This window comes from Sorangium sp. So ce385 (genome assembly GCF_051474135.1).
GTDB lineage: Bacteria > Myxococcota_A > Polyangia > Polyangiales > Polyangiaceae > Sorangium > Sorangium cellulosum_D.
Window position 1 is genome coordinate 3,248,889 of record NZ_CP150337.1, and the last position, 24,239, is coordinate 3,273,127.

A 24,239-nucleotide genomic window follows, 5' to 3' on the forward strand; every position below is an offset into this window, starting at 1 on the left:
CCGAGCGGACGCGCAGACGCGCACGGGAGATCCGGAGGAGATCGCCACTCGGGAGCAGCGAGCTCGGCGGGCGGGCCTCACCAGCTCGGCGGGATCCCCATGCCGAGCGGGATGTCCGTGCGCATCGATGGTTATATCGACCACGAGGCAGAGAGCGCGGCGCTGCGCGCGCGCGTCGAAGAGCTGGAGAAGGAGCTGGCCACGCTGCGCGGTGAGCTCGCGCGCGAGCGAGGGCTGGTCAGCGCGGCAGCGGCGTACCTCGGCGCGCCGTTCGCGCGGGGCGCCACGCAGGCGCCGGCGCTGGTCAACTGGCGCCTGGATGGCACCGTGACGCGCTGGAACGACGGCGCCGAGGGGCTCTTCGGTTGGCGCGAGGGCGAGGCCGTGGGCCGCCGCCTCTCCGACCTCGTGGCCGCGGATCCGGTGTCGCCCCAGGCGGCGCAGGCGTTCGACCACGACGCTGGCGAGAGCTTCTTCGCCACGACCACGAGCGCGGGCAGGACGAGAGCGGGAGACGCGATCACCTGCCGGTGGACCTATGCCGTGCTGCGCGACGAGCGAGGCGGCGTCCGAGAGATCGCGGCCATCGTGGATGACGGCGACGACCCGCGGCGGAGAGAGCGCCTGGTGCACGAGCGCTACCAGCTCCTCCTGCAGCTCGTGGACAACTCGCCGAACGTCATGTTCATCAAGGACGCGGAGGGGCGGTACGTGTTCGTCAACCGCCATTACGCGCGCGCGCTCGGGCGGCACGCCATCGAGTTCCTCGGCAAGGACGAGCATGAGTTCGGCGCCACGCCGCCCGGCGTCGCCGACGCGATCGTGGCGAAGGAGCGGGAGGTCCTCGCGAGCGGACGGCCGATGCGGTACGAAGAGGTGCTGGACTACGGCAGCCAGAATTACTACTTCTCCACGGTCAAATTCCCCGTTCGCAACGAGCGCGGCGAGCTGGTCGGCGTCGGCGGCGTCGTGAGAGAGGACACCGACCTGAGGCGCTCGGAGGCCGAGCGGGCCGCGCTGCAGGAGCAGATCATCGCCGCGCAGCAGGAGACCCTCCGGGAGCTCTCGACGCCGCTCGTCCCGCTCGCCGACGGCGTCCTGGCCATGCCGCTCGTCGGAACGCTCGACCGCGCGCGGGTGGGGCAGGTCATGGAGACGCTGCTCGCCGGGATCAGCAGCCAGCGCGCCCATACTGCGCTCCTGGACATCACCGGCGTGCGCGCCGTCGACGCGCTCGTCGCCGAGGCGCTGACGCGGATCGCGCGCGCCGCCCAGATGCTCGGCACGCGCGTGGTGCTCACGGGCATCCGCCCGGAGGTGGCGAGGGCCCTGATCGAGCTCGGCGCGGACCTCTCCGGCATCGTCACGCTGAGCAGCTTGCAGAGCGGCATCGCCCACGCGCTCCGGCCCATGGAGCGTCGGCGCGCTGCCCGTTGAGCGACCGAGCCGGCGCCGCCGGCGCTGGCAGGCCGCGCCCGGCCTCGCGGTCACGCACGGGCGAGCGCGGACGGAGCGCCCGCTCCGAGCTGCGCCGCGCTCAGACCTGGATGCCTTGGAGCGGTGCGTTGACCCGCCCCGCGTCGATGCCGAACTCGGTCGCCTTCGAGCCCATGATCTTGGCGACCGTCAGGAGCGCTTTGCTCAGGTTGTCGCCGGGGAAGTTGTGGTGCTCGTCGCCGCGCAGCCGCCCGCCGGCCTTGCCCGCGAAGAGCACCGGCCATTCCGTCCTCGAGTGGGTCTTGCCCCAGGCGGTGTCGGACGTGACGAACACGAGCGAGCTGTCGAGCAGGTTCGAGCTGCCGTGCGGCGTATTCTTGAGCTTCGTCAAGAACTCGTTGAGGCAGCGCATCGTGTAAATCACGCCCTTGTCGACGCGCGGCTGGCTGGATTGGTCGCCGGGATCCCCGTGACAGATGGTGTCGTGGAAGTCGTCGTTCATGTCCTGCGCGAGGTGCCGGTAGTAGACGTGCGCGGCGGGCAGCGAGAACATGAACGAGAGCACGCGGGTCCTCTCGCAGGCGAGGGCGAGCGCCGAGAGCTCGACCATGGCGGTGTTCACCGCCGGGGGGGCTTCGCTCTGCATGTCCTTGCCGACGGCGGGGGCCGCCGGGCTGCTGCACGCCGTCGGCGTGCCGTCGCCGGGAACCGTCGTCACCAGGCGCCGCTCGATGGCGCGGATCGACTCGAGGTGCTGCTCCACGCGTTGCTTGTCGGCCGCCCCGAGCCGTTGCTGCAGGCTCGCGCCGTCTTCCAGGACGGAGTCGAGCACGCTCTTCCGGACCCGCGCGAGCTTCGCGGCCTGCTCCGCTTGCGGGTCGCTGGGCGCGGGCGACGTGCCCATGAACAACCGGTTGAACACGGCCTTCGGGTCGAACTCCGGGTTGTTGCGCGAGTTCGGCCCCCGGTGCGAGATCGTGTGCAGCGAGTCCTGGGGGCCGTTCGGCGTCGCCGGCGTCACGCCCACCTCGAGAGAGCGGTACGGCGCCCCCTCCGAGATGGCGTCCGCGACGATCTGGTCGATGGAGGCGGCCCGCACGGCGTTGCCGCCGAGCGGCGCGCCGGTCGTCGCCCCCGCCGACCCCGTGGGGTGCTCGAGGCCGGACACGACGAGCTTGTTCTCGAGGCCGCTGATCACGGTGAGGTGCGACTTGTGGTCGGCGAGCGGCTGGAGCTCCGGGCTGAGCTCCCAGGCCGAGCCGGAGCCCGTGCGCGCCGGCTTCCAGCGGCCGGGCAGGGTGCCGTTCCCGAAGAACCAGGTGACGTAGAGCGGCGACACCGGGGTGTTCGGCTGAGCGTACGCCGTGCCGCTCTGGTTCAGCATGATCTCCAGCAGCGGGAGCGGGATGGTGACGGCGGCGCCCGTCGCCAGCATGCCCCGGAGTACGGTTCGTCGATTCAAAGCTTTGATCGCCATGGGGAACACCGTGCGATTCGGGGTGACGGGTTGGCGAGCGCGGGCGGAGCGCCCGCTCCGAGCTGCGCCGCGCTCAGACCTGGATGCCTTGGAGCGGTGAGTTGACCCGCCCCGCGTCGATGCCGAGCTCGGTCGCCTTCGAGCCCATGATCTTGGCGACCGTGAGGAGCGCTTTGCTCAGGTTGTCGCCGGGGAAGTTGTGGTGCTCGTCGCCGCGCAGCCGCCCGCCGGCCTTGCCCGCGAAGAGCACCGGCCATTCCGTCCTCGAGTGGGTCTTGCCCCAGGCGGTGTCGGACGTGACGAACACGAGCGAGCTGTCGAGCAGGTTCGAGCTGCCGTGCGGCGTATTCTTGAGCTTCGTCAAGAACTCGTTGAGGCAGCGCATCGTGTAAATCACGCCCTTGTCGACGCGCGGCTGGCTGGATTGGTCGCCGGGATCCCCGTGACAGATGGTGTCGTGGAAGTCGTCGTTCATGTCCTGCGCGAGGTGCCGGTAGTAGACGTGCGCGGCGGGCAGCGAGAACATGAACGAGAGGACGCGGGTCCTCTCGCAGGCGAGGGCGAGCGCCGAGAGCTCGACCATGGCGGTGTTCACCGCCGGGGGCGCCTCGCTCTGCACGTCCTTGCCGACGGCGGGGGCCGCCGGGTTGCTGCACGCCGCTGGCGTGCCGTCGCCGGGGGCCGTCGTCTCGAGGCGCCGCTCGATGGCGCGGATCGCGTCGAGGTGCTGCTCCACGCGTTGCTTGTCGGCCGCGCCGAGCCGCTGCTGCAGGCTCGCGCCGTCTTCCAGGACGGAGTCGAGCACGCTCTTCCGGACCCGCGCGAGCTTCGCGGCCTGCTCCGCCTGCGGGTCGCTGGGCGCGGGCGATGTGCCCATGAACAACCGGTTGAACACGGCCTTCGGGTCGAACTCCGGGTTGTTGCGCGAGTTCGGCCCCCGGTGCGAGACCGTATGCAGCGAGTCCTGAGGGCCTCCCGGCGTCGCCGGCGTCAACCCCACCTCGAGAGAGCGGTACGGCGCCCCCTCCGAGATGACGTCCGCGACGATCTGGTCGATGGAGGCGGCCCGCACGGCGTTGCCGCCGAGCGGCGCGCCGGTCGTGGCCCCGGCCGAACCCGTGGGGTGCTCGAGGCCGGACACGACGAGCTTGTTCTCGAGGCCGCTGATCACGGTGAGGTGCGACTTGTGGTCGGCGAGCGGCTGGAGCTCGGGGCTGAGCTCCCAGGCCGAGCCGGAGCCCGTGCGCGCCGGCTTCCAGCGGCCGGGCAGGGTGCCGTTGCCGAAGAACCAGGTGACGTAGAGCGGCGACACCGGGGTGTTCGGCTGAGCGTACGCCGTGCCGCTCTGGTTCAGCATGATCTCCAGCAGGGGGAGCGGGATGGTGACGGCGGCGCCCGTCGCCAGCATGCCCCGGAGTACGGTTCGTCGATTCAAAGCTTTAAGCGTCATGGGGAGCACCCTGCGATTAGCGTTGGGGGGCGACGGACGAAAAGGCCTTGCTCGTCACGACGTCGAGGACCAGCTCGCGCAGCTGGAACCCCGACGCCTCGAACGAAGCGCTCAGCTCGTTGACGACGCTGCCGTCGACGTCTCGCTCCTCGTGCCCCGCCGCGTACGTGTAGTATTTGCGGACGAGGCATTGCGCGACCTTCTCGTTCGAGCCGATGGCCTCGCCGAGCTCGCGCGCGTCGGCGACCGGCTGCTTGTCGAACGATCCGCTCGGGTCGATCGGCAGGCCGTGGTCGGTCGTGCGGTAGCGGCCGATCGCGTCGAAGTTCTCGAGCGGCAGGGCCAAGGGGTCCATGAACGCATGGCAGCCGGCGCAGGTGGGGTCGGTCCGGTGGCGCTCGAGCCGCTGACGCTTGGTGAGGGGCATATCCGCAGTCGGCTCGTCGAGGACGATGTCGACGTCGCCGGGGGGCAACGGGATGGTCTTGCACAGAAGGGCCTCGCTCATGAACCTGCCGCGCAGGGTGGGGGAGCCCTCTTTCTGGTTCGCGAACTGCGAGAGGAAGCCCGCCTTGCCGAGGATCCCGATGCGCGGGCCGTCCGCGGGCAACGAGCGGACCTTGAAGCTGTCCGAGCTGAGGCCGGTCGTGTCGAGGCCGTAGAGCTCGGCGAGCTCCGTGTTGACGACGACCTTCGTGGTCGAGAACAGGTCGAGCGCGCTCGCCTGATCGTCGAACGCGAGGACCTCCCAGGTGCCTCGCATGTCGCGGACCATCGCCTCTTGCAGCGCGGGGCCGTACTCCGGAAATAGCTCCGTGTCCTTGGCCTGCGTGCCGATCCGCTCGAGCCGCATGTACTCCTCGGCGAACGCGCCGACGGCCTCGCGCCCAGCCGGCGTGTCGAGCAGCCGCGTCGCCGCTCCACGGACCCCCTCCACCGTCTCGAGGGCGCCGCTCTCGGCCTGGTCGAGCAGCTCCTTGTCCGGCAGGCTGTTCCACACCAGGAACGCGAGCCGGGACGCCATCTCGTAGCCCGTCAGGCGGAGCGACCCGCTGGCGCTCGGCGCTCCGAGCTCCGGGCGATACAGGAAGTTCGGCGACGTGAAGAGGGCCACCGTCGCCCAGCGGGCACCCTCGACGGCGCTCCCGAGCTCGGTCGCGGCCGTCGCCGCGACCCCCGCGAGCCGGTCGACCTCCGCGGCCTCGAGCGGGCGGCGCCACGCTCGGCGCCCCTGCGTCTCGATGAAACCGCGCACGCAAGCGTCGTCCTGCGCGCCGCTGGGCGCGCAACCGATGAATCGGTCCCGCCTCGCGGAATCCGCGAACACCGTGTTCACGGCGTCCTCGATGGCCGTGTGGTACTGCTCGACGCCTCGTTCCGAGGTCACGACGGTCGCGGCGCCGATGACCGCAAAATTCCCGTTCCAGCTGTCGGAGTCGAGCTTGTTGACATCGACCTCCACGTCGAACACGTCGCGCACCGCGTTGCGGAACTGCGTTCTCGTCAAACGGCGCAGCATCCCGGCCGCGGGCTGGAACGGCGGAGGAGCCGAGCCCGTCGACGGTCCATCGCTTCCGGGGGGGGACGTCCCATCGTCGTCCGTCGAGTCATCACCCAGCGTGCCCGTGCACGCGGCCGCGAACGCGAGCGTGCACACAGCGGCGATCTCTCTTGAAGTACGGCGCTCGTGCCACCACGGCTTCTTCATCTTGCTCTCCGATAACGTAAGGGAGTGACGACGCACGGGAGCCCACGGCGGGCGATCCTGCCTCCGGGCTGCTGCACGCACCTCGAACCGCACCTCGCCCGGCGTGACCTGGGCACAACGTCGATCACCGTCAGCGATCGCTTGCGCGACGACCGTGCGAGCGGTGTCGGCGCGCGGATCGATCCCGATCCCGAGGATGGAGGGCCCGGTACGCGCAGCGGCCTCCTCCGGGGCAAAGCGAAAGAATACCCCTGGGGAGAATGTGAACGTTCACATGGCCGATGTCAAAACAAATGTGACGGCGCGTCCGCGCCCGGACCCGGTGGAGGACCGGGCCGGCGGGCCTACGCCGGAGGCCCGTGCGCGCTCAGCGATTCCGGGGGGCCGCGGCCGTGCTCTTGCGCACGACCAGCTTGGTCTCGACCACGACGTGCGCATAGGAGCGGTGGCCGCTCTCGATCTGACCGAGCAGGAGGTGGAGGCACCTTCGCCCGAGCGCGGAAAAATCCTGGTTCACGGTGGTGAGCGGCGGCGTGAAGTAGGCGGCCTCCGGGATGTCGTCGAAGCCGACGATGCTGATGTCCTTCGGCACGTCGCGCCCGGCCTCGTGCAGATACCGGAGCAGGCCGAGCGCCATCTGGTCGTTGGCCACGAACACGCCGGTGATGCCCGGCGTGCGCACCAGCTGCGGGCCGAGCTCGTACCCCGAGCGGGCGCTCCAGTCGCCGCGCAGGAGAGGGGGCCGCTCGACGCCGGCGGCGACGAGCGTCGAACGCCAGCCGTCGATGCGCTGGTCGGCCTCGAGCCAGTCGGGCGGACCGGCGATGTGCCACACCGTCTTGTGGCCCAGGTCGAGGAGGTGGCGGGTCGCGGCCGCCGCGCCGCCGTGCTGGTCGACGGCGACCACCGGGATCGAGTCGTCCGGCCCGCCCTCGACGGCGACCACCGGCACGTCGGAGGTGATGTGGCGGAGCGCGTCCACCGCCGACCGCTGCGGGGCGATGACCACGACGCCGTCGGCGCCCTGGTCGCACAGCCGCTTCACCGCGTCCACCACCGACGTGCGGCTAAGGGACTTGACGCTGGCGATGCTGACGCCGTACCCGGCGTCGTGCGCCGCCTCCTCGAGCCCGAGGAGCGTCGACGCCGGACCGTAGAGCGTCGTGTCGAAGCTGACCACGCCCAGCGTCCGCGAGCGCCCGGTGACGAGCGCCTGCGCCACGGAGCTCGGGCGGTAGTCGAGCTGGCGGATCGCTTCGAGCACGCGCTCCCGCGTCTCGCGGTGCACGTGGGGGCTGTCGTGCAGGACCCGCGAGACGGTCTGGTGCGAGACGCCGGCGAGCTTGGCCACGTCGACCATGACCGCGGCGCGGCGCCCGCCTCGCTTGACGCGCCGCTCTGGAGGGGAGTTCTCAGCCATCGGAGCGGGAGCTTAGTCGTGAACGGACGGATTGGAATCCACATCGAACACGACCGCGGCGCGTCGCCCGCCCGCCGGCTTGACGCGCCGCTCCAGGAGCGATGCGCCAGCCGCCGTCGGGCCCCGGGCTCAGCAGCGGCGGGCGGGATCAAGGTTGACTTCGGCCATGTGAACGTTCACAATGGCGTCTCATCCTTCGGCTTTGCCCTGAGCGGGCCGCCATGCGTGCCTGGACCGTCGCTGCCGGCCCGTCCGGCACCGACGCCGTTCGGCCGTCGCCGTGGGGCAGCCCAGCCGCGCGCGGGAGGGGCGAGCGAGGCCGGGACCAGGAGCCACGATGACCATGAGGAGACTCGTTCGTTCTTCGTTGATGTTTGCTGCTGCCCTCTCGGCGCCGAGCTGCGCCGGACCCCTCGACACCCCGGGGACCTCGACGGGAGGAGGTCAGGGCGGCTCCGCCGAGGGCACGACCGTCAGCACCGGCGGCGCCTCGACGGCCAGCGCCGCCGTCTCCACGACGGGCGGCACCGGCGGCGGAGCGACGACGGGCGGGGCCGATGCGACCGGCGGCGGCGGCGCCGGCGCCGGCGGCGCTCCCCCCGGCGTGGCGAACGGGTACGCCCGGAACCCGATCGTGAGCCACATCTTCACGGCGGATCCGTCGGCGCACGTGTTCGAGGGGCGCGTGTACATCTATGCGTCCCACGACCCCGACGACCAGTCGGGCTACTCGATGGTCGACTACCACGTCTTCTCGTCGGACGACCTCGTGAACTGGCAGGATCACGGGGTCGCGCTGGCCGCGGCGGACACGTGGGCCAGGTACCTGTACGCCCCGGACTGCTGCTACAGCGAGGCTAACGGAAAATACTATCTGTACTTCCCGGACTCGGGGAGCGGGATCGGGGTCGCGGTCTCCGACACGCCGGGAGGCCCGTTCAAGGAAGCGCTGGGCAAGCCGCTCATCTCGAAGAGCACGCCGGGCGTCGGGGACGTGGACTGGCTCTTCGACCCCACGTGCTTCATCGACGATGACGGCCAGGCGTACCTCTATTTCGGCGGAGGTCCGACCGGCACGGGCGACAATGCTCGCGTCATCCGCCTCGGCCGGGACATGATCAGCCTCGCGGACGCGTCGGCGACGACCATCAAGGCGCCGGCCTTCTTCGAGGCGTCGTTCATGCACAAGCGCGACGGGAAATACTACTTCTCGTACTCGACTGACTTCACGGGCCACGCCGCGTACATCGATTACATGATGAGCGACAACCCGATGACCGGGTTCACCTACGCAGGGACCATCCTGCCGAGCCCGGCCGACAACAACGGCGACAACAACCACCACTCGATCGTCGAGTACCAGGGCAACTGGTACATCTTCTTCCACAACCGCGTGCTCGCGAAGCGCGACGGCTTCTCGAACTACCAGCGCAGCATCACGGTCGACAACCTGATGTACGACGCGCAGGGCAAGATCGTCCAGGTGTCCGCCACGAAGGGCAGGGTGGCTCAGCTGAAGAGCGTCAACGCGCGCGCCCGCATGGAGGCGGAGACCATGGCCGCTCAGCGCGGCATCGAGGTCGACGTCGTGCAAGAGGGCGGCGCGCGGGCCGGGGTCGCCGTGGGCTGGATCAACAACCAGGACTGGATCGGGTACTCGCAGCTCGACTTCGGCGGCGGCACCGAGACCTTCCATGCGCGCGTGTCCTCGGGCTCGACCGCCGGCGGCTCGATCGAGGTGCTGCTGGGCGGCTGCGAGGGGTTCACCGACACGCCGGGCGAGCGCATCGGCGTGTGCGCGGTCGGCCCCACGGGAGGCTGGCAGGCGTGGACGGATGTCGAGTGCGCGGCTCCGGTTCCGCCGGGAGTCCACGATATCTGTCTACGCTTCACCGGTAGCGGTTCTGATCCTCTGCTCAACCTGGATTATTTTCAGTTCAAGTGATCGCGGCGCCGCGCTCGACGCGCCGGTCAGACGAGCTCGCCCGCCCGGGAGCCGAGCCGCAGGAGCGGCACGGCGATTGTTGTTGACATCGAAGATGTTAACGTTCACATTGAAACATCGTCACTTCGGATTGGCCATGAGCAGGTCGTCATGAGCACTGGGACCTTCGTCATCGGGATCGATTTCGGCACCGACTCCGTCCGTTCGGTCGTCGTGGACGCGCGCGACGGCGCGCTCGCGGGGGCAGCGGTCGCGCCCTACCCGCGCTGGGCGCAAGGTCGTTATTGCGACCCGCGCGAGCACCGGTTTCGCCAGCATCCGCTCGACTACCTCTCTGCGATGGAGTCGTCGATCCGATCGGCCCTGGAGCAGGCGGGCGGCGACGTGGCCGCGCGCGTGCGCGGGATCTCGGTCGACACCACCGGCTCGACGCCGGTCCTGGCCGACGCGAAGGGCAGGCCGCTCTCGCTGCTCCCTGGCTTCGAGGAGGATCCGGACGCGATGTTCATCCTCTGGAAGGACCACACCGCCGTGGCCGAGGCGGCGCGGATCAACGAGCTCGCCCGCACCTGGGGCGGCCCGGACTACACGAAGTTCTCGGGGGGCGTGTACTCCTCCGAGTGGTTCTGGGCGAAGGCGCTCCACGTCATCGAGACCAACCCGGCGGTGGCGCGCGCGGCGGTCACCCTCATCGAGCACTGCGACTGGATCCCCGCGGTCCTCACCGGCACCGAGGACCTCGGGCGGATCCGGCGGAGCCGCTGCGCCGCGGGCCACAAGGCGATGTGGCACCCGGAGTTCGACGGGTATCCGTCGAGCGATTTCCTGGCGCGGCTGAGCCCGCGGCTGTCCGCGCTCAGGGCCACCCTCGGCTCGCGCACCTTCACCGCGGACGCGCCCTTCGGGACGATCTCGCCCGCGTGGGCCGCGACGCTCGGCATCCCGGGGGACGTCGTCGTGGGCGTCGGCGCCTTCGACGCGCACATGGGCGCGGTGGGCGGCGACATCCAGCCTCACCACCTGCTCAAGGTGATGGGCACGAGCACGTGCGACATGCTCGTCGCCCCGAAGACGGACGCGCCCGAGGTCCTCGTCGCCGGGATCTGCGGCCAGGTGGACGGCTCGATCCTCCCCGGCGCGATCGGCTACGAGGCAGGGCAGTCCGCCTTCGGCGACGTCTTCGCGTGGTTCAAGCAGCTGCTCAGCTGGCCGCTCCTCGCGATCCAGCCGGACGCCCCGGCGGCCGGCGATCCCGGCCGGGCGGCGCTCGCCGAGGCGATCATGGACCGGATCATCCCCGCGCTGGACAAGGCCGCCGCGGAGATCCCGCCGTCGCGGAGCTCGGTCGTCGCGCTCGACTGGTTCAACGGGCGGAGGACGCCGGACGCGGACCAGCGGCTCCAGGGGGCGATCGCCCGCCTCGATCTGGGCACCGACGCGCCGCGGATCTACCGCGCGCTGGTCGAGGCGATCGCCTTCGGCTCGCGCGCCATCGTCGAGCGCTTCCGCGCGCAGGGGATCCGCATCGACGGCATCATCGGAATCGGAGGGGTCGCGCGCAAGAGCCCCTTGACCATGCAGGTCCTCGCGGACGTGCTCGACATGACCGTCGAGGTCCGCGCCGGCGAGCAGCCGGTCGCCCTGGGCGCGGCGATGTTCGCCGCGACGGCGGCGGGCCTGCACGCCACGATCGAGGACGCGCAGCGCGCGATGTCCTCCGGGACCGAGGCCCGTTATCGACCGGATCCCGCGCGCGCCAGGCTCTATGACGCGCTGTACAGGGATTATGTCGAGCTCGGATCGTTCGTGGAAGAGGAGCTGACGCAATGAGCGGTGTCGCGATGCAGGATCTTCGGGAGAGCTTCGAGGTTTGGTTCTTGACCGGCAGCCAGGACCTCTACGGCGAGGACACGCTGAAGCAGGTCGCCGAGCACGCGCGGGAGATCGCCGGGTATCTCGACGCCTCGGGCAAGCTCCCGGTCAAGGTCGTCTGGAAGCCGACGCTGAAGAGCCCCGAGGCGATCCTCGCCGTGTGCCGCGAGGCGAACGCGGCGCCGCGGTGCGCCGGCGTGATCACGTGGATGCACACGTTCTCGCCCGCGAAGATGTGGATCGCGGGGCTCTCGCGGCTGGAGAAGCCCATCGCTCACCTGCACACGCAGCACGGGCGCGAGCTCCCCTGGGGGAGCATCGACATGGACTTCATGAACCTGCACCAGTCCGCCCACGGAGATCGCGAGTTCGGGTACATCGGCGCGCGCCTGCGCATCGAGCGGAAGGTCGTGGTCGGGCACTGGAAGGACGACGACGTGCTCGCCAAGCTCGACGTCTGGGCGCGCGCGGCGTGCGCGATGGTGGACGCGCGGCGGCTCAAGATCGCCCGCTTCGGCGGCATGAACATGCGCGAGGTGGCCGTCACTGGCGGGGACCGCGTCGAGGCGCAGGTCAAGCTGGGGTGGTCGGTGAACGGCTACGGCGTGGGCGATCTCGTCGGGCGGATCGCGGACGTGGACGAGGCCGAGGTCGATCGCCTGGTGGCGGAGTACGACGAGGCGTACTCGGTCGCTCCCGCGCTGAGGAAGGGCGGCGCGCGCCGCAACGATCTGCGCTACGCGGCGAGGCAGGAGGCGGCGCTGCGCTCCTTCCTGAAGGAGGGCGGCTTCGGCGGGTTCACGACGACGTTCGAGGATCTGCACGGGCTCAAGCAGCTCCCCGGCCTCGCGGTGCAGCGGCTCATGGCCGACGGCTACGGCTTCGGCGCCGAGGGCGACTGGAAGTCGTGCGGCCTCGTCCGCGCGCTGAAGGTCATGGCGACCGGGCTGCGCGGCGGCGTCTCGTTCATGGAGGACTACACCTATCACCTCGTCGACGGGAAGGAGCGGGTCCTCGGCGCCCACATGCTCGAGATCTGCCCGACGATCGCCGCGGGGCGGCCGTCGCTGGAGATCCACCCGCTCTCCATCGGCGGCAAATCGGACCCGTGCCGGCTGGTCTTCGACTCCGGGACCGGTCCGGCCGTGAACGTGTCCATGATCGACCTTGGCGGCCGCATGCGGATGGTCGCGAACGAGCTCGAGGCGGTGCCGCCCGAGGAGGAGATGCCGAACCTGCCCGTGGCGCGCGCGGTGTGGATCCCGAAGCCGGACTTCAAGCGCGCGTGCGAGGCCTGGATCCTCGCGGGGGGCGCTCATCATTGCGCGCACAGCCGCGCCGTGACGATGGAGCACCTGGAGGACTTCGCGTCGATCGCCGGCGTGGAGCTGATCCGCATCGGGGTCGGGACCGACATCCACGCGCTGAAGAACGAGCTGCGCTGGAACGACCTCGCCTACCGGCTGTCGCGCTGAGGGACCTGACGTGAGCGCGACCTACCGAGAGCTGCGAGAGCGCGCCTGGGCGGCGAACCTGGAGATCCCGCGCCGAGGGCTCGCGATCTACACGTTCGGCAACGTCTCGGCGTTCGACCGCGACCGGGGCGTCCTGGCCATCAAGCCGAGCGGCGTGCCGTACGACCGGCTGTCGATCGACGACATGGTGGTGGTCGATCTCGAGGGAAACGTGGTCGAGGGGCGACTCCGACCTTCCTCGGATACCCGGACGCACATCGTCCTCTACACGAACTTCCGCGGGGTGGGCGGCATCGTCCACACCCACTCGACCTACGCGACCGGCTGGGCGCAGACGGGCATGCCGATCCCGATCTACGGGACGACCCACGCCGATCACCTGGCCGAGGACGTGCCGTGCACCGCGGTGATGCGGCCGGACGCCGTGCAGGGCGACTACGAGACCGAGACCGGCAGGCAGATCCTCGAGTGCTTCGCGGAGCGGAACCCGCTCCACACACCGATGGTGCTGGTGGCGGGACACGCCCCCTTCGCGTGGGGAGAGGACGCCGACAAGGCGGTGTACAACGCGGCGGTGCTCGAGGAGATCGCGCGGATGGCGTTCATCACCCGCACGATCCACCCGGGCGCCGCGCGCCTCCCGGACGTGCTCGTGCGCAAGCACTTCGAGCGGAAGCACGGCAAGGGCGCGTATTACGGCCAGAAGTAAGGCCCGACACCGCGGGGCCAGTACGAGCGAGTGTTCCGCGGATGAGATGTGGATAGGATGGAGCGGAAAGGAGCTGCGCCATGATGAGGAGCCGTGTCGCCGCGGTGGCGGTGATGGTCCTGGCTGGACTGTCGATGATTCTGGGTGGGCTGGGCTGTCAGTCGGAGAAGAAGAAGATCACGCTGGGGTTCTCGCAGATCGGCGCTGAGAGCGAGTGGCGGACGGCGAACACGAAGTCGATCGAGGAGGCCGCCAAGGCCGCGGGGATCGAGCTCAAGTTCTCCGACGCGCAGCAGAAGCAGGAGAACCAGATCAAGGCCATCCGGTCGTTCATCGCTCAGAAGGTGGACGTCATCGCGTTCTCGCCCGTGGTCGAGACCGGCTGGGAGCCCGTCCTGCGCGAGGCCAAGGCGGCCAAGATCCCGGTCATCTTGACCGATCGCGCCGTGGACACGAAGGACGACAGCCTCTGGGTCACCTTCATGGGGTCGGACTTCGTCGAGGAGGGCCGCCGCGCGGCGAAGTGGCTGGTCGAGAAGACGAAGGACCAGCAGGGCACCGTCAACATCGTCGAGCTGCAGGGCACGGTCGGCTCCGCCCCCGCCATCGATCGCAAGAAGGGGTTCGAGGAGATCATCAAGGACAAGCCGAACTTCAAGATCCTCCGCTCGCAGACGGGGGACTTCACCCGCGCCAAGGGCAAGGAGGTCATGGAGGCGTTCCTCAAGGCGGAGGGGAAGAACATCAACGTCCTCTACGCCCACAACGACGACATGGCGATCGGCGCGATCCAGGCCATCGAGGAGGCCGGCCTGAAGCCCGGCCAGGACATCCTGATCATCTCGATCGACGCGGTGAAGGGCGCGTTCGAGGCGATGATGGCCGGCAAGCTCAACGTGACGGTCGAGTGCAGCCCCCTGCTCGGGCCGCAGCTCATGAGCGCGGTGAACGACCTCGTGGCCGGCAAGACGTTGCCCAAGCGCATCGTGACCGAGGAGGGCGTCTTCCCGATGGAGACTGCCGCCGCGGAGTTCCCGAAGCGCAAGTACTGAGCGCGACGGAGAGCTCGGCGCGGAGGCCGGGAGGAGGAGTGCGATGATGAGCGACGCCGTGCCCATGCTCGAGATGAAGGCGATCTCCAAGCGGTTCTCCGGAGTGCAGGCGCTCCAGTCGGTCGACTTCCGCCTGCTGCCGGGGGAGGTGCACGCCCTCATGGGGCAGAACGGCGCCGGCAAGTCGACCCTGGTCAAGGTCCTCACCGGCGTCCACACCGCGGACAGCGGGCACATCCTCCTCGAAGGCCGGGAGATCCGGGCGACGAGCCCGCTCGAGGCGCAGAAGCTCGGCATCAGCGCGGTGTTCCAGGAGGTGAACCTCTGCACCAACCTGTCGGTCGCCGAGAACATCTGCCTCGGCCGGGAGGGCTCGAGCCCTTACGCCCTCCGGTGGGGGGAGATGCACCGGAGGGCCGCCGCGGCGCTCGCGGATCTCAACGTTCACATCGACGTCACCGCGCCGCTCTCCGAGTTCTCGCTCGCCGTCCAGCAGATCGTCGCGATCGCCCGCTCGCTGACCGCCCGGGCCAAGATCCTCATCCTCGACGAGCCGACGTCGAGCCTGGCCGAGGACGAGGTCCGGGTGCTGTTCTCGATCATCCGGCGCCTCAAGGCGCAGGGGATGGCGATCCTGTTCATCTCGCACTTCCTCGATCAGCTGTTCGAGATCTCCGACCGGGTCACGGTGCTGAGGAACGGGCAGCTGGTCGGCGAGTACCCGATCGCCGAGCTGACGCGGCTGCAGCTCATCACGGCCATGGTGGGGCGCGAGGTGCGCGACGAAGGTCCGAGCCGGGCCGCGCGCCCCCGGGCGGAGCGGCCGGCGGGTGGAGACGCGCCGCTCTTGCGGGCGCGCGGACTGGGCAAGAAGGGCTCGGTCCATGACATTGACATCGAGGTGAGGCCGGGGGAGGAGCTCGCGCTCGCGGGGCTCCTGGGCGCCGGGAAGACGGAGACGGCGCGGCTCCTGTTCGGGGTCGACCAGGCGGACGAGGGCACCATCGAGATCGACGGCGCCGAGGCGCACATCCGCTCTCCGCTCGACGCGATCGCGCACGGGCTCGCGTTCTGCCCCGAGGACCGGAAGTCCGAGGGCATCATCGGCGACCTCTCGCTGCGCGAGAACATCGTCCTCGCCCTCCAGGCGAAGCGCGGCATGTTCCGCAACCTGTCCCGGGCTCGACAGGACAGCATCGCCCGCGGCTACATCGAGCGGCTCGGCATCGCGGCGGCCGACGCGGAGGTGCCCATCTGCAAGCTGAGCGGCGGGAACCAGCAGAAGGCGCTCCTCGCCCGGTGGCTGGCGACCGATCCGCGCATGCTCATCCTCGACGAGCCGACCCGCGGCATCGACGTGGCGGCCAAAGGTGAGATCATGGGTCGGGTCATGGAGCTCTGCGATCGGGGCATGGCGGTGGTGATCGTCTCCTCGGAGATGGCCGAGGCGCTGCGCTACGCGGACCGGGTCGTCGTCCTGCGCGACCGGCGCAAGGTGGCGGAGCTCGACGCGGGCGAGACCGACGAGCAGGGGGTGTACCAGATCATCGCGGGAGGGCACGCGTGAGCGCGGCGGCGGCTTCCCTGCGCCGGCTCGCCGGGAGGAGCATCTCCTTCCCGCTGGCGATGCTCGGCCTGCTCCTCCTGTTCAACCTCGTCAACAACCCGCAGTTCTTCGCGATCACGGTCAAGGACGGCCACCTGTACGGCAGCGTCATCGACATCCTGAACCGCGCGTCGCCGCTCATGATCATCGCCATGGGGCTCACCCTGGTGATCGCCACGCACGGGATCGACATCTCCGTCGGCGCGGTCGTCGCCATCTCGGGCGCGGTCGCGGCCGCGCTGATCGGCGGCCAGCTCGTGCTGAGCGGCGGGACCGGCATGGCGGACGTGACCCAGGTCCCGCTGCCGCTCGTCCTCGCCGGCGCGCTGGGCGTGGCGCTGGCCTGCGGCATGTGGAACGGCGCGCTGGTGTCGCTGGTCGGCATGCAGCCGATCATCGCGACCCTGATCCTGCTCGTCACGGGCCGGGGCATCGCCCAGCTCATCACGGGCGGCCAGATCATCACGATCTACTACAGCCCGTACCATGCCATCGGGAACGGCTTCTTGCTGGGCGTCCCGGCGTCGCTGTTCATCGTGGCGGGTGTGGGCGCCGTCCTCGGGCTCCTGGCCCGCAGGACCGCGCTCGGCATGTTCATCGAGGCGATCGGCATGAGCCCGGTCGCCTCGCGGCTCGCCGGGATCCGCGCGCGCTCGATCACCTTCGCCTGTTATGCGGTGTGCGGCCTGTGCGCCGGCATCGCGGGGCTGATCGTGAGCTCGAACGTCAAGAGCGCCGACGGCAACAACGCGGGCCTGCTCTTCGAGCTCGACGCCATCCTGGCCGTGGTCCTGGGCGGGACGTCGCTCGCCGGGGGCAAGTTCACGCTGGCGGGGAGCGTGGTCGGCGCCCTCATCATCCAGACGCTCACGACCACGATCTACGCGGTCGGCGTCCCGCCCGAGGTCAACCTGGTGGTGAAGGCGCTCGTCGTCTTCGTGGTCAGCATCCTGCAATCGCAGAAGGTCAGGGGCCTCCTTGGGAGGCAGCGGGCCGGGAGAGTGGCCGTTCCATGATGGACACCGCAGCCGTGACGGGGAACACCGCAACCGTGACCAGGCCGTCGCTCCGGTTGAGCCCGCGACACCTGCCCCTGGCCGTCACCATCGGCCTGTTCGTGCTCATGTTCGGCGCCGGATCTTGCCTGTTCGACGGGTTCTTCTCGCTGCAGGTGTTCCTCAACTTCTTCATCGACAACGCCTTCCTGGCGATCGCGGCCGTCGGGATGACCTTCGTCATCCTCTCTGGCGGGATCGACCTCTCGGTCGGCTCGGTCATCGCGCTGACCACGATGGTCTCGGCGTCGCTCGTCGAGAAGCACGGCGTCAGCCCGGCGGCGGTCATCCCGCTCGTCCTGGCCATGGGCGCGGGCATCGGCCTCGTGATGGGGGTGATCATCCACTACTTCGAGGTCCAGCCCTTCATCGTCACGCTGGCGGGCATGTTCCTGACCCGCGGGCTCTGTTACCTCATCAGCATCGACTCGATCACCATCCACGACGGCTTCTACGTCGCCGTCTCGTCGCACCGCATCCCGTTCCTGTTCGACACGTCGATCACCTGGAACGTGATCATCGCGCTCGCGCTGTTCGCCGCGGCGATTTACCTCGCGCACTACACGCGCTTCGGCCGCACGGTCTACGCGATCGGCGGCAACGAGCAATCCGCCCTGCTCATGGGCCTCCCGGTGGGGAGGACCAAGGTGCTCATCTACACCTTGAGCGGGTTCTGCTCGGCGCTGGCGGGCGTCGCCTTCACGTTCTACATGGTGTCCGGCTACGCGCTGCACGCCGGCGGGATGGAGATGGACGCCATCGCCGCCGTCGTCATCGGCGGCACCCTGCTGACCGGCGGCTTCGGCACGGTCGTCGGGACCCTGTTCGGCGTGCTCATCTACGGCACCATCCAGACCCTCATCATGTTCGAGGGCACGCTCAGCTCCTGGTGGACCAAGATCGTCGTCGGGCTCCTCCTCCTGTTCTCCTGCCTGCTGCAGCGGATCTTCGAGCGGCGCCTGGCCGGCGGGACGCCGAAGCGGCCATGACGACCGACATCGGCGAACGGCGGGTTCGCGCTCATGGCCGGACCTGCGCCGGAGCCAGCTACGGTTTGAACGGGTAGAGCCTCGGACGGCTCACGGATTCGAGGTGACTCCGGCGAAGAGCTGGGCAATCGACGGCGGCACCCCGTCCGGCGCAATCGCCTCGCTCCCCAGCTCGATGTCCGGCCGGACGCCGACCGCGTGGATCGCCTCCCCGCCCGGCAGGACCATCATCGCCGCCGGCGCGAGCACCGGCGCGCGCCCCGCCGGATCGACCGCGACCTTCAGCGCCGTCCCCTTGCCGTACGTCCGCTCCCCCGCGACGATCGCCCGCCCGTGCCACTGCAGGCAGCCGGCGAAGAGCTCCGCCGCCGATGCCGTGCCGCGATTCACCAGGATCCACAGCGGCGCGCGGCACGGGTCCCGGTGGCGCGACCGGTACACGACCTCGTCGCCGTCCGCGTCGATCGCCCGCGCGACGACGCTCCCCGGCTCCAGGAAGTCGCCCGCGAGCTCGCGGAACGCCGTGAGCTCCCCGCCGGGGTTGTCGCGCAGATCGAGCACGAGCGTCTCCAGCCCCTCCGCCTCGAGCGCGCCGATCGCCGCGTGGACCCGGGCCGGAACGTCCAGCGAGAGCCGGCGGATGCGCAGATAGCCGATCCCCGGCCCGATCCAGGCGCTATCGACGACGCGCGACGCGTCCCCGCAGGGGTGGATCGACGCGACAAGCGCATCGACGTCCGCCGGGCGCGGGGCGCCGGCGGGCAGGGCGCCGCCTGCGCTCGCCGCGTTGTAGGCGAAGAACACGTTCACCGCGCTCGGCAACACCTGGATGCCGAGGATGCAGTTGAAGTTGTTGCCGATCCTCACGCACAGCAGCATCGTCCCAGGAAGGTAGTTGATGAGGATCTTGAAATAGCCGAGCGTGTACCGCGCTTGCCCCATGAATGTCGGGTGCAGCGTGCCCGCCTGATCGCCCGCCGTGATGGGGCTGAACGACCCCTGGTTCAGGGCGGCCGCCATCGAGATCCACACGTTGAACGAGAACGGGAACTTCATCCCGTTCGGGCTGAAGTTGGGGAAGGGGAACAGACCGAGCACCGGCGACAGGCATACGTCAGGAAAACCGGCGCTCAGGCCGACCGCCTTGTTGTTCGCAGGGAGCATCGCGCGGCCTCCTAGCCCAAGAGGATCTGCTTGCCGTTCACCGTGACCGTCTCCTCGGTCAGGATCGTGGCGTTCTTCGCCTTCGTGAACGAGGTCTTCTCCACCACCGTGTGCGACTCGCTGGCCTGGACGCTCAGGAGCGCGCTCACCCGCTGGTAGACCGACGCGAACTTCTGGACCACGGCGTCGGCCACCATCCGGATCTTGCCGGCCTGCACCTCGAGCTCCGGCCCCCGGATCTCGACGCCCTTGTCGCCGCACAGCGAGAGCGCGCCCTCCCGCGCGTGCACCGCCACGTCGCCCTGGAGCGACAGGACCGACCGCCCCCGCCCGTGGAGCACGCCGATCGCGTAATAGGCGTCGTCCCGCCCGATGACGAGCAGCGTGTCGTCCAGCGCGGGCTCGTAGGGCAGCGCGAGCGCCATCTGGACCGCGACCGGCTGGCCGCCCGGCAGCTCCACCGCGATCGCGCCCGCCTCCGCCGAGGTGACCCGCGCCGGGCCCAGGTACTCCCGCGGGAGCGCCGCGGCCGGGCCCGCCTCGCCCTCCGCCGCGGCGCCGGCCCGCGCCAGGCCGATCCTGGGCACGTCGGCGCCCCGGTCGCGCGCGGCGTGCTCCTCGCCCCCCGGCACGTCCACCCGCACGGCCGCCGCGCGATCGCTCTCCTTCATGGCTCCCATCGACATGGCTCCTCCTCTACGAGCGCCGCTCGGGCGGCATCCAGGCCTCGGCCTCAAGCCGGTCCACGTCCGTGCGCCTCGCCGTGGCGAGGTTCGCGTCGAGATAACGCGCCTTCTCGTCGCGGATATGGTGCAGGTTCGCCCACGTCAGGTCCGCGCCGGTGAAGTCGGCGCCGGTGACGTCCGCGTGCGAGAGATCCGCGTAGTGCGCCTTGACGCCCACGAACAGCGCCCCGGGCGCGCGGGCCTCGGTCAGCAGCGACTCCCGGAGATCGGACCCCGCGAGGTTCGCCCCCGCGAGATCGGCCTTCACGAAGATCGCGTTGCGGAGCATCGCCTGCGTCAACACGGCGCCGGCGAGGGTGCCCTCGCCGAAGAAGGCGGCCTTCGCCGTGGCGCCCGACAGGACGGCGTGCCGCAGGTTCGCGTCCTTGAAGTTCGCGTTGGCCAGGATGGCGCCCTCCAGGCGGGTGCGCTCCAGGTTGCACGCGGTGAAATCGCAGTTCGACAGGTCGCACCCCGACAGGTCCATCCCCGAGAGGTTGCCGAGCGCGAAGAAGCACCGCGAGATGGTCAGTCCGGCGAGCGACGTGCGCGTCAGGTCCACGCCGGAGAAGTCCACGCAATCGAAGATCGCCTTGTCGAAGCGGATGCCCTCCACGCGGGCGAGCCGCAGCGTGGTCTGCGAGACGAGCGCGCGGGTGAGGTCCGCGCCCGAGAGGTCCGCCCGCTCCAGGACGCAGCGCACGAGCCGCGACCCGGACAGGTTCGCGCCGGAGAGGTCGGCCTCGGTGAAGACGACCATCTCGAGGTCCTTGCCCGAGAGATCCGCGCCCGGCAGCCGCGCCCCGTACAGCATGCACGACTTCAGCGTCGCGCCCCGGAAATCCGCGCCGGTGAGGTCGCAGTTCGCGAGCGTCGTCTGGTCGAGCGTCGCGCCCCGGAAGCTCGCGCCGCGGAGGTTCGTGCCCTGGAGCGACGACAGCGTGAGGTTCGCGTTCTCGAAGCTCACCCCGGCGAAGTCCATCCCCTCCAGCGCCGCGCCCGCGAGGTCCGCGCCGGAGAGGTCGAGCCGGCCGAGGCGCGCGCCGTCGAACACCGTCTTCGTGAGCTTCTTCGGGAGCACGGCCTCCCGGAGATCGGCCTTGAGGAACACCACCGTGTCGAGCTCGGCGCCCGAGAGATCGGCCCGCCGGAGGCTCGCCTCGGCGAACGACGAGCCCTCGATCCGCGCCTGCACCAGCGAGGCGCCCGAGAGGTCCGCCCGCGCGAACGAGGCGTGCGCCAGCGTCGCGCCGTCGAGCGAGGCGTCCGACAGGTCGGCGAGGTCGAGCCGCGCGTTCGACAGGGTCGCCCCCGAGAGCTCCGCCCCCGCGAGCCGCGACTCGGCCAGGTTGGCCCCCTGGATCCGCGCGCCGCTCAGGTTGGCGCCGGCCAGCTGGCCGCGGACCAGGTGGGCCCCCGCGAGGTTCGCGCCGGAGAGGTTCGCGCCCGAGAGATCGCTCTGGGCCACGGCGGCGCCCTCGAGATCGGCGCCCGACAGGTCCGCGCCGCGGAGCCCGCACCAGGCGATCTGCGCCCCGCGGAGGTCGGCGCCCGACAGATCCGCGCCGTCCAGCTGCAGCCGGCCGAGCTTCGCGCCGCGCAGCCGCGCCTTGCGGAGGTCGGCGCCCCGCAGATCCAGGTCCCCGAGCGCCCGGCCCTCGAGCGCCTCGCCCGCCTGGACCTGCGCCTTCAGCTCGTCCGGGGTCATCGATCCCGCTCCAGCGTCGAGCGCTTCAGGTTCGCCCCCCGGAAATCACAGCCGGAGCCGGAGGTCTGGTAGAATTTTGCATCATAGAGGTTCGCATCGACGAACTTCGCCTCCGGGACGAGCGACTTGTGCAGGTCCGCGTCGAACAGGTTGGCGCGCGTGAAATCGGCCCGCGTGAGGTTCGCCCGGTCGAACCGGGCGCCGCGCGCGTTGACGCCGAAGAAGCTCGCCCCGTCGGCCACGGCCTCGGTGAAGTGGGCGCTCGTCAGCACGGCGAGGCTGAAGTCGGCGCCGGTGACGGTCGCGCCCAGCCACACGCTGCCCTCGCCGCGCGCGCCCGCGAACACGGCCTTTCGCAGATCGGAGCCGGAGAAGCTCGTGCCGAGGAGGGTCGCGCCCGCGAACGTGGCGGAGGCCGCGCTCACCTTCGACACGAAACACCGCAGGAGCGAGGCCTGAGAGAAGTCCGCGCGCTCGAGCGCGGTGCCCTCCAGGAATGCCATCGTCCACTTCGCCCCCCGCGCGGTGGCCCCGGTCATGTCCGACCGCGAGAAGACGATCTGCGCCCCCTGGCTCTCCGAGAGATCCGCGCCCATGAGCCGCGCGCTGTCGAACGAGGTGGCCTCCAGCGTGGCGCCGCGGAAGACGGCGCGCTCTGCCCACGCGCTCTGGAGCGTCGCGTGGCTCAGGTCCGCGCCCGTGAAGTCGGCGTCCCGCACGTCGGCGTCGAACAGCACCGCCTGCCTCAGCGTCGCGCGCGCGAGCTTCGCGCCCCGGAGGTTCGCGCCCGTGAGGATGGCGCTGTTGAGGTTCGCGCCGGTCAGGTCGACGCCGCTCAGGTCCTGCTCGCTCAGGTCTTGGCCGGAGAGGTCGCTCCCCGGCCCGGGCTGCCCCGGCGGCCGCGGCGGGGCGGCGGACAGGCCCATCGCCGCGAGCTTCGGGTCGCTCGCGAGCTTGTCCCACGCCGCGAGCGCCGGGACCTGCGCCCCGCGCGCGGCCGCCAGCGACTTCGCCTCCTCCACCGCCCGCGCGACCCGCCGGAAGGCGGTCCGGAGCTGCGCGTCGGTCACCGCGGGCCGCGCGTCCGCGCTCGGCGGCGGGAGGGCCTGCGACGACCGCGGCAGGTTGCGCAGCGCCTCGGCGATCAGGCCGCCGAGGGCCTTCCCCCCCGGCACCGCGATGCCCGCGAGCCCCGCCATGGCCCGGCGGATCTTGTCCTGCTGCGGCTTGGCGGCGTCGCCGAGCCGCGCCTTGAGCAGCGCCGACAGCGGGTCGAGCCCGGACGCGTCCGCCGGCGCCGCCTCGTCGCCCTTCCGCGCCAGCGCCTGCAGGGCCTTCCACTCCTCCTTGAGCTCCGGCGCGATCTGCTGCTCGATCTCGAGCGGATCGGCCTCGAACCGCTCGAGGATCTCCCGGTAGTGCTCCGGCGGCTGCGACGGCCCGTCGAGCGGCTCGGAGGCGACGAGCGTGGTGGTGCGCGAGAGGTCGTCGTCGGTCACCTCGGTGAGGCCCCGCCAGGTGAGGTACAGGGCCTCCTTGTCCAGGTCGGCGAGCAGCGTGTCGAGGTGCATCGGCACCTCGCGGAACCCGCGCTCCGCGTCCTTCACGAAGACGCGGATCCGCAGCCCCGGGAGCTGCGACCGGAACACCTCCGCGTCCGGGTGGAGGTTCTGGAACAGGAGCTCCTCGTCCCCGCGCAGGTAGGGGAGCCACTGGTCGGGCGGGGCGGCGTTGAAGTACGTCCAGTCGAAGTCCTCGGCGTAGTACGGCGCCCGCTTCTCGCGGTACGACTTGCCGTACTGCTTGCCGACCCTGGCGCGCCGGTCGGGCCGGTTTGGCGAGAGGGGCCCGAAGCCCGCGGGCGCCGGCCGATCCGAGCGCGACAGCAGGAGATCGTCCGCGTTCTCGACGTTGGGGAGCTCGCGTGTCCCGTGGCCTTTGCCCACCGGGTTCAGCGGGTGTTCGGGCCCGCCGAAGCTGTACCGATCGCCGAGGGGCATCCGGTCGAAGGGGACCGGATCGCTCATGGCCGGCCCGAGCAGGCCATCCATCCACACCCGATCGCCGACCACGCGCAGGATCTTGGACCACGATCCGACGCCGAACCGCACCGGACACTCGGTCATGCGCGCCTTGCCCGGCGTGTGGCAGGTGCCGAGCAAGAGGACGTCCGCGTGCGGCTTGAAGTCGGCGAGATCGCTCGGATACAGGCACTCGCCGGTCATGTCGTGGTCGTCGTCGCGGAACACGTCGCCGCGCAGCGTCTCCTGCGCGAGCGCCGGGTGGCCTTCGGGCAGGGAGAGCGGCGCTCCGGGCCGCAGCGTGAACTTCGCTCGGACGATCAGGGTCATCTCCGGCTGGGGCGGCCGGCGCGAGGTGACCTTGCTGCCGAAGAGGAACGGGGTGAGGTTCTTGTTCGCCATCCGTGGTTTCGCCGCGCTCCTGCG

The 24,239-nt window shown here is 70.5% G+C and carries 17 protein-coding genes; 9 read left to right on the forward strand and 8 right to left on the reverse strand.

Annotation, left to right across the window (positions count from 1 at the left end):
- Positions 1-99 precede the first annotated feature (99 nt).
- Entirely contained in the window at positions 100-1,437 is a 1,338-nt protein-coding gene (locus WME83_RS12140; protein WP_437319439.1) for a PAS domain-containing protein, read from the forward strand.
- Positions 1,438-1,537: 100 nt separating this feature from the next.
- Here WME83_RS12140 and WME83_RS12145 read toward each other — a convergent pair whose 3' ends face one another.
- From WME83_RS12145 to WME83_RS12160, 4 genes are all read right to left on the reverse strand, one after another.
- The gene (locus WME83_RS12145; RefSeq protein WP_437319440.1) at positions 1,538-2,914 is read right to left on the reverse strand and encodes a DUF1552 domain-containing protein; all 1,377 of its coding nucleotides are present in this window, start codon (positions 2,912-2,914) and stop codon (positions 1,538-1,540) included.
- 73 nt (positions 2,915-2,987) lie between these two features.
- Positions 2,988-4,349, reverse strand: a complete 1,362-nt coding sequence (locus tag WME83_RS12150; protein WP_437319441.1) for a DUF1552 domain-containing protein — start codon at positions 4,347-4,349, stop codon at positions 2,988-2,990.
- Positions 4,350-4,380: 31 nt separating this feature from the next.
- A complete protein-coding gene (locus WME83_RS12155) occupies positions 4,381-6,072 on the reverse strand; it encodes a DUF1592 domain-containing protein (protein WP_437319442.1) in 1,692 nt (563 codons plus the stop codon).
- 367 nt (positions 6,073-6,439) lie between these two features.
- Positions 6,440-7,492 carry a LacI family DNA-binding transcriptional regulator gene (locus tag WME83_RS12160; RefSeq protein ID WP_437319443.1) on the reverse strand — a complete coding sequence of 351 codons (1,053 nt, stop codon included), beginning with the start codon at positions 7,490-7,492 and terminating at the stop codon, positions 6,440-6,442.
- A gap of 337 nt (positions 7,493-7,829) precedes the next feature.
- Here WME83_RS12160 and WME83_RS12165 point away from each other — a divergent pair, with 337 nt between their 5' ends.
- The 8 genes from WME83_RS12165 to yjfF all read left to right on the forward strand — a co-directional run bounded on the left by WME83_RS12165 (position 7,830) and on the right by yjfF (position 18,195).
- A complete protein-coding gene (locus WME83_RS12165) occupies positions 7,830-9,437 on the forward strand; it encodes a glycoside hydrolase family 43 protein (protein ID WP_437319444.1) in 1,608 nt (535 codons plus the stop codon).
- Between the two features lie 150 nt (positions 9,438-9,587).
- Positions 9,588-11,267, forward strand: coding sequence for a ribulokinase (locus WME83_RS12170; protein WP_437319445.1), 1,680 nt, complete (start codon positions 9,588-9,590; stop codon positions 11,265-11,267).
- Positions 11,268-11,278: 11 nt separating this feature from the next.
- Positions 11,279-12,784 carry an L-arabinose isomerase gene (araA, locus tag WME83_RS12175; protein ID WP_437319446.1) on the forward strand — a complete coding sequence of 502 codons (1,506 nt, stop codon included), beginning with the start codon at positions 11,279-11,281 and terminating at the stop codon, positions 12,782-12,784.
- A gap of 10 nt (positions 12,785-12,794) precedes the next feature.
- A complete protein-coding gene (locus WME83_RS12180; protein WP_437319447.1) occupies positions 12,795-13,493 on the forward strand; it encodes an L-ribulose-5-phosphate 4-epimerase in 699 nt (232 codons plus the stop codon).
- Between the two features lie 134 nt (positions 13,494-13,627).
- Positions 13,628-14,545 (forward strand): ABC transporter substrate-binding protein, encoded by a 918-nt coding sequence (locus WME83_RS12185; protein WP_437321987.1) that lies wholly within the window; start codon positions 13,628-13,630, stop codon positions 14,543-14,545.
- 43 nt (positions 14,546-14,588) lie between these two features.
- Positions 14,589-16,112: a sugar ABC transporter ATP-binding protein gene (locus WME83_RS12190; RefSeq protein ID WP_437319448.1), complete on the forward strand. Its 1,524-nt coding sequence runs from the start codon at positions 14,589-14,591 to the stop codon at positions 16,110-16,112.
- Positions 16,109-17,167, forward strand: coding sequence for an ABC transporter permease (locus WME83_RS12195; RefSeq protein ID WP_437319449.1), 1,059 nt, complete (start codon positions 16,109-16,111; stop codon positions 17,165-17,167). Before WME83_RS12190 ends, WME83_RS12195 begins: the two co-directional genes overlap by 4 nt.
- On the forward strand, positions 17,167-18,195 hold the full coding sequence (yjfF, locus tag WME83_RS12200; protein WP_437321988.1) for a galactofuranose ABC transporter, permease protein YjfF: 1,029 nt from the start codon (positions 17,167-17,169) through the stop codon (positions 18,193-18,195). Before WME83_RS12195 ends, yjfF begins: the two co-directional genes overlap by 1 nt.
- A 90-nt stretch (positions 18,196-18,285) precedes the next feature.
- Here yjfF and WME83_RS12205 read toward each other — a convergent pair whose 3' ends face one another.
- From WME83_RS12205 to WME83_RS12220, 4 genes are read right to left on the reverse strand one after another with little or no spacing between them, the layout of a single operon-like run.
- On the reverse strand, positions 18,286-19,359 hold the full coding sequence (locus WME83_RS12205) for a S41 family peptidase (RefSeq protein WP_437319450.1): 1,074 nt from the start codon (positions 19,357-19,359) through the stop codon (positions 18,286-18,288).
- An 11-nt stretch (positions 19,360-19,370) separates the two neighbouring features.
- Entirely contained in the window at positions 19,371-20,045 is a 675-nt protein-coding gene (locus WME83_RS12210) for a DUF3540 domain-containing protein (RefSeq protein WP_437319451.1), read from the reverse strand.
- A 10-nt stretch (positions 20,046-20,055) separates the two neighbouring features.
- Positions 20,056-21,792 (reverse strand): pentapeptide repeat-containing protein, encoded by a 1,737-nt coding sequence (locus WME83_RS12215; protein ID WP_437319452.1) that lies wholly within the window; start codon positions 21,790-21,792, stop codon positions 20,056-20,058.
- Positions 21,789-24,215: a DUF2169 domain-containing protein gene (locus WME83_RS12220; protein WP_437319453.1), complete on the reverse strand. Its 2,427-nt coding sequence runs from the start codon at positions 24,213-24,215 to the stop codon at positions 21,789-21,791. The genes WME83_RS12215 and WME83_RS12220 overlap by 4 nt, the downstream gene beginning before the upstream one ends.
- Between the last annotated feature and the right edge of the window lie 24 nt (positions 24,216-24,239).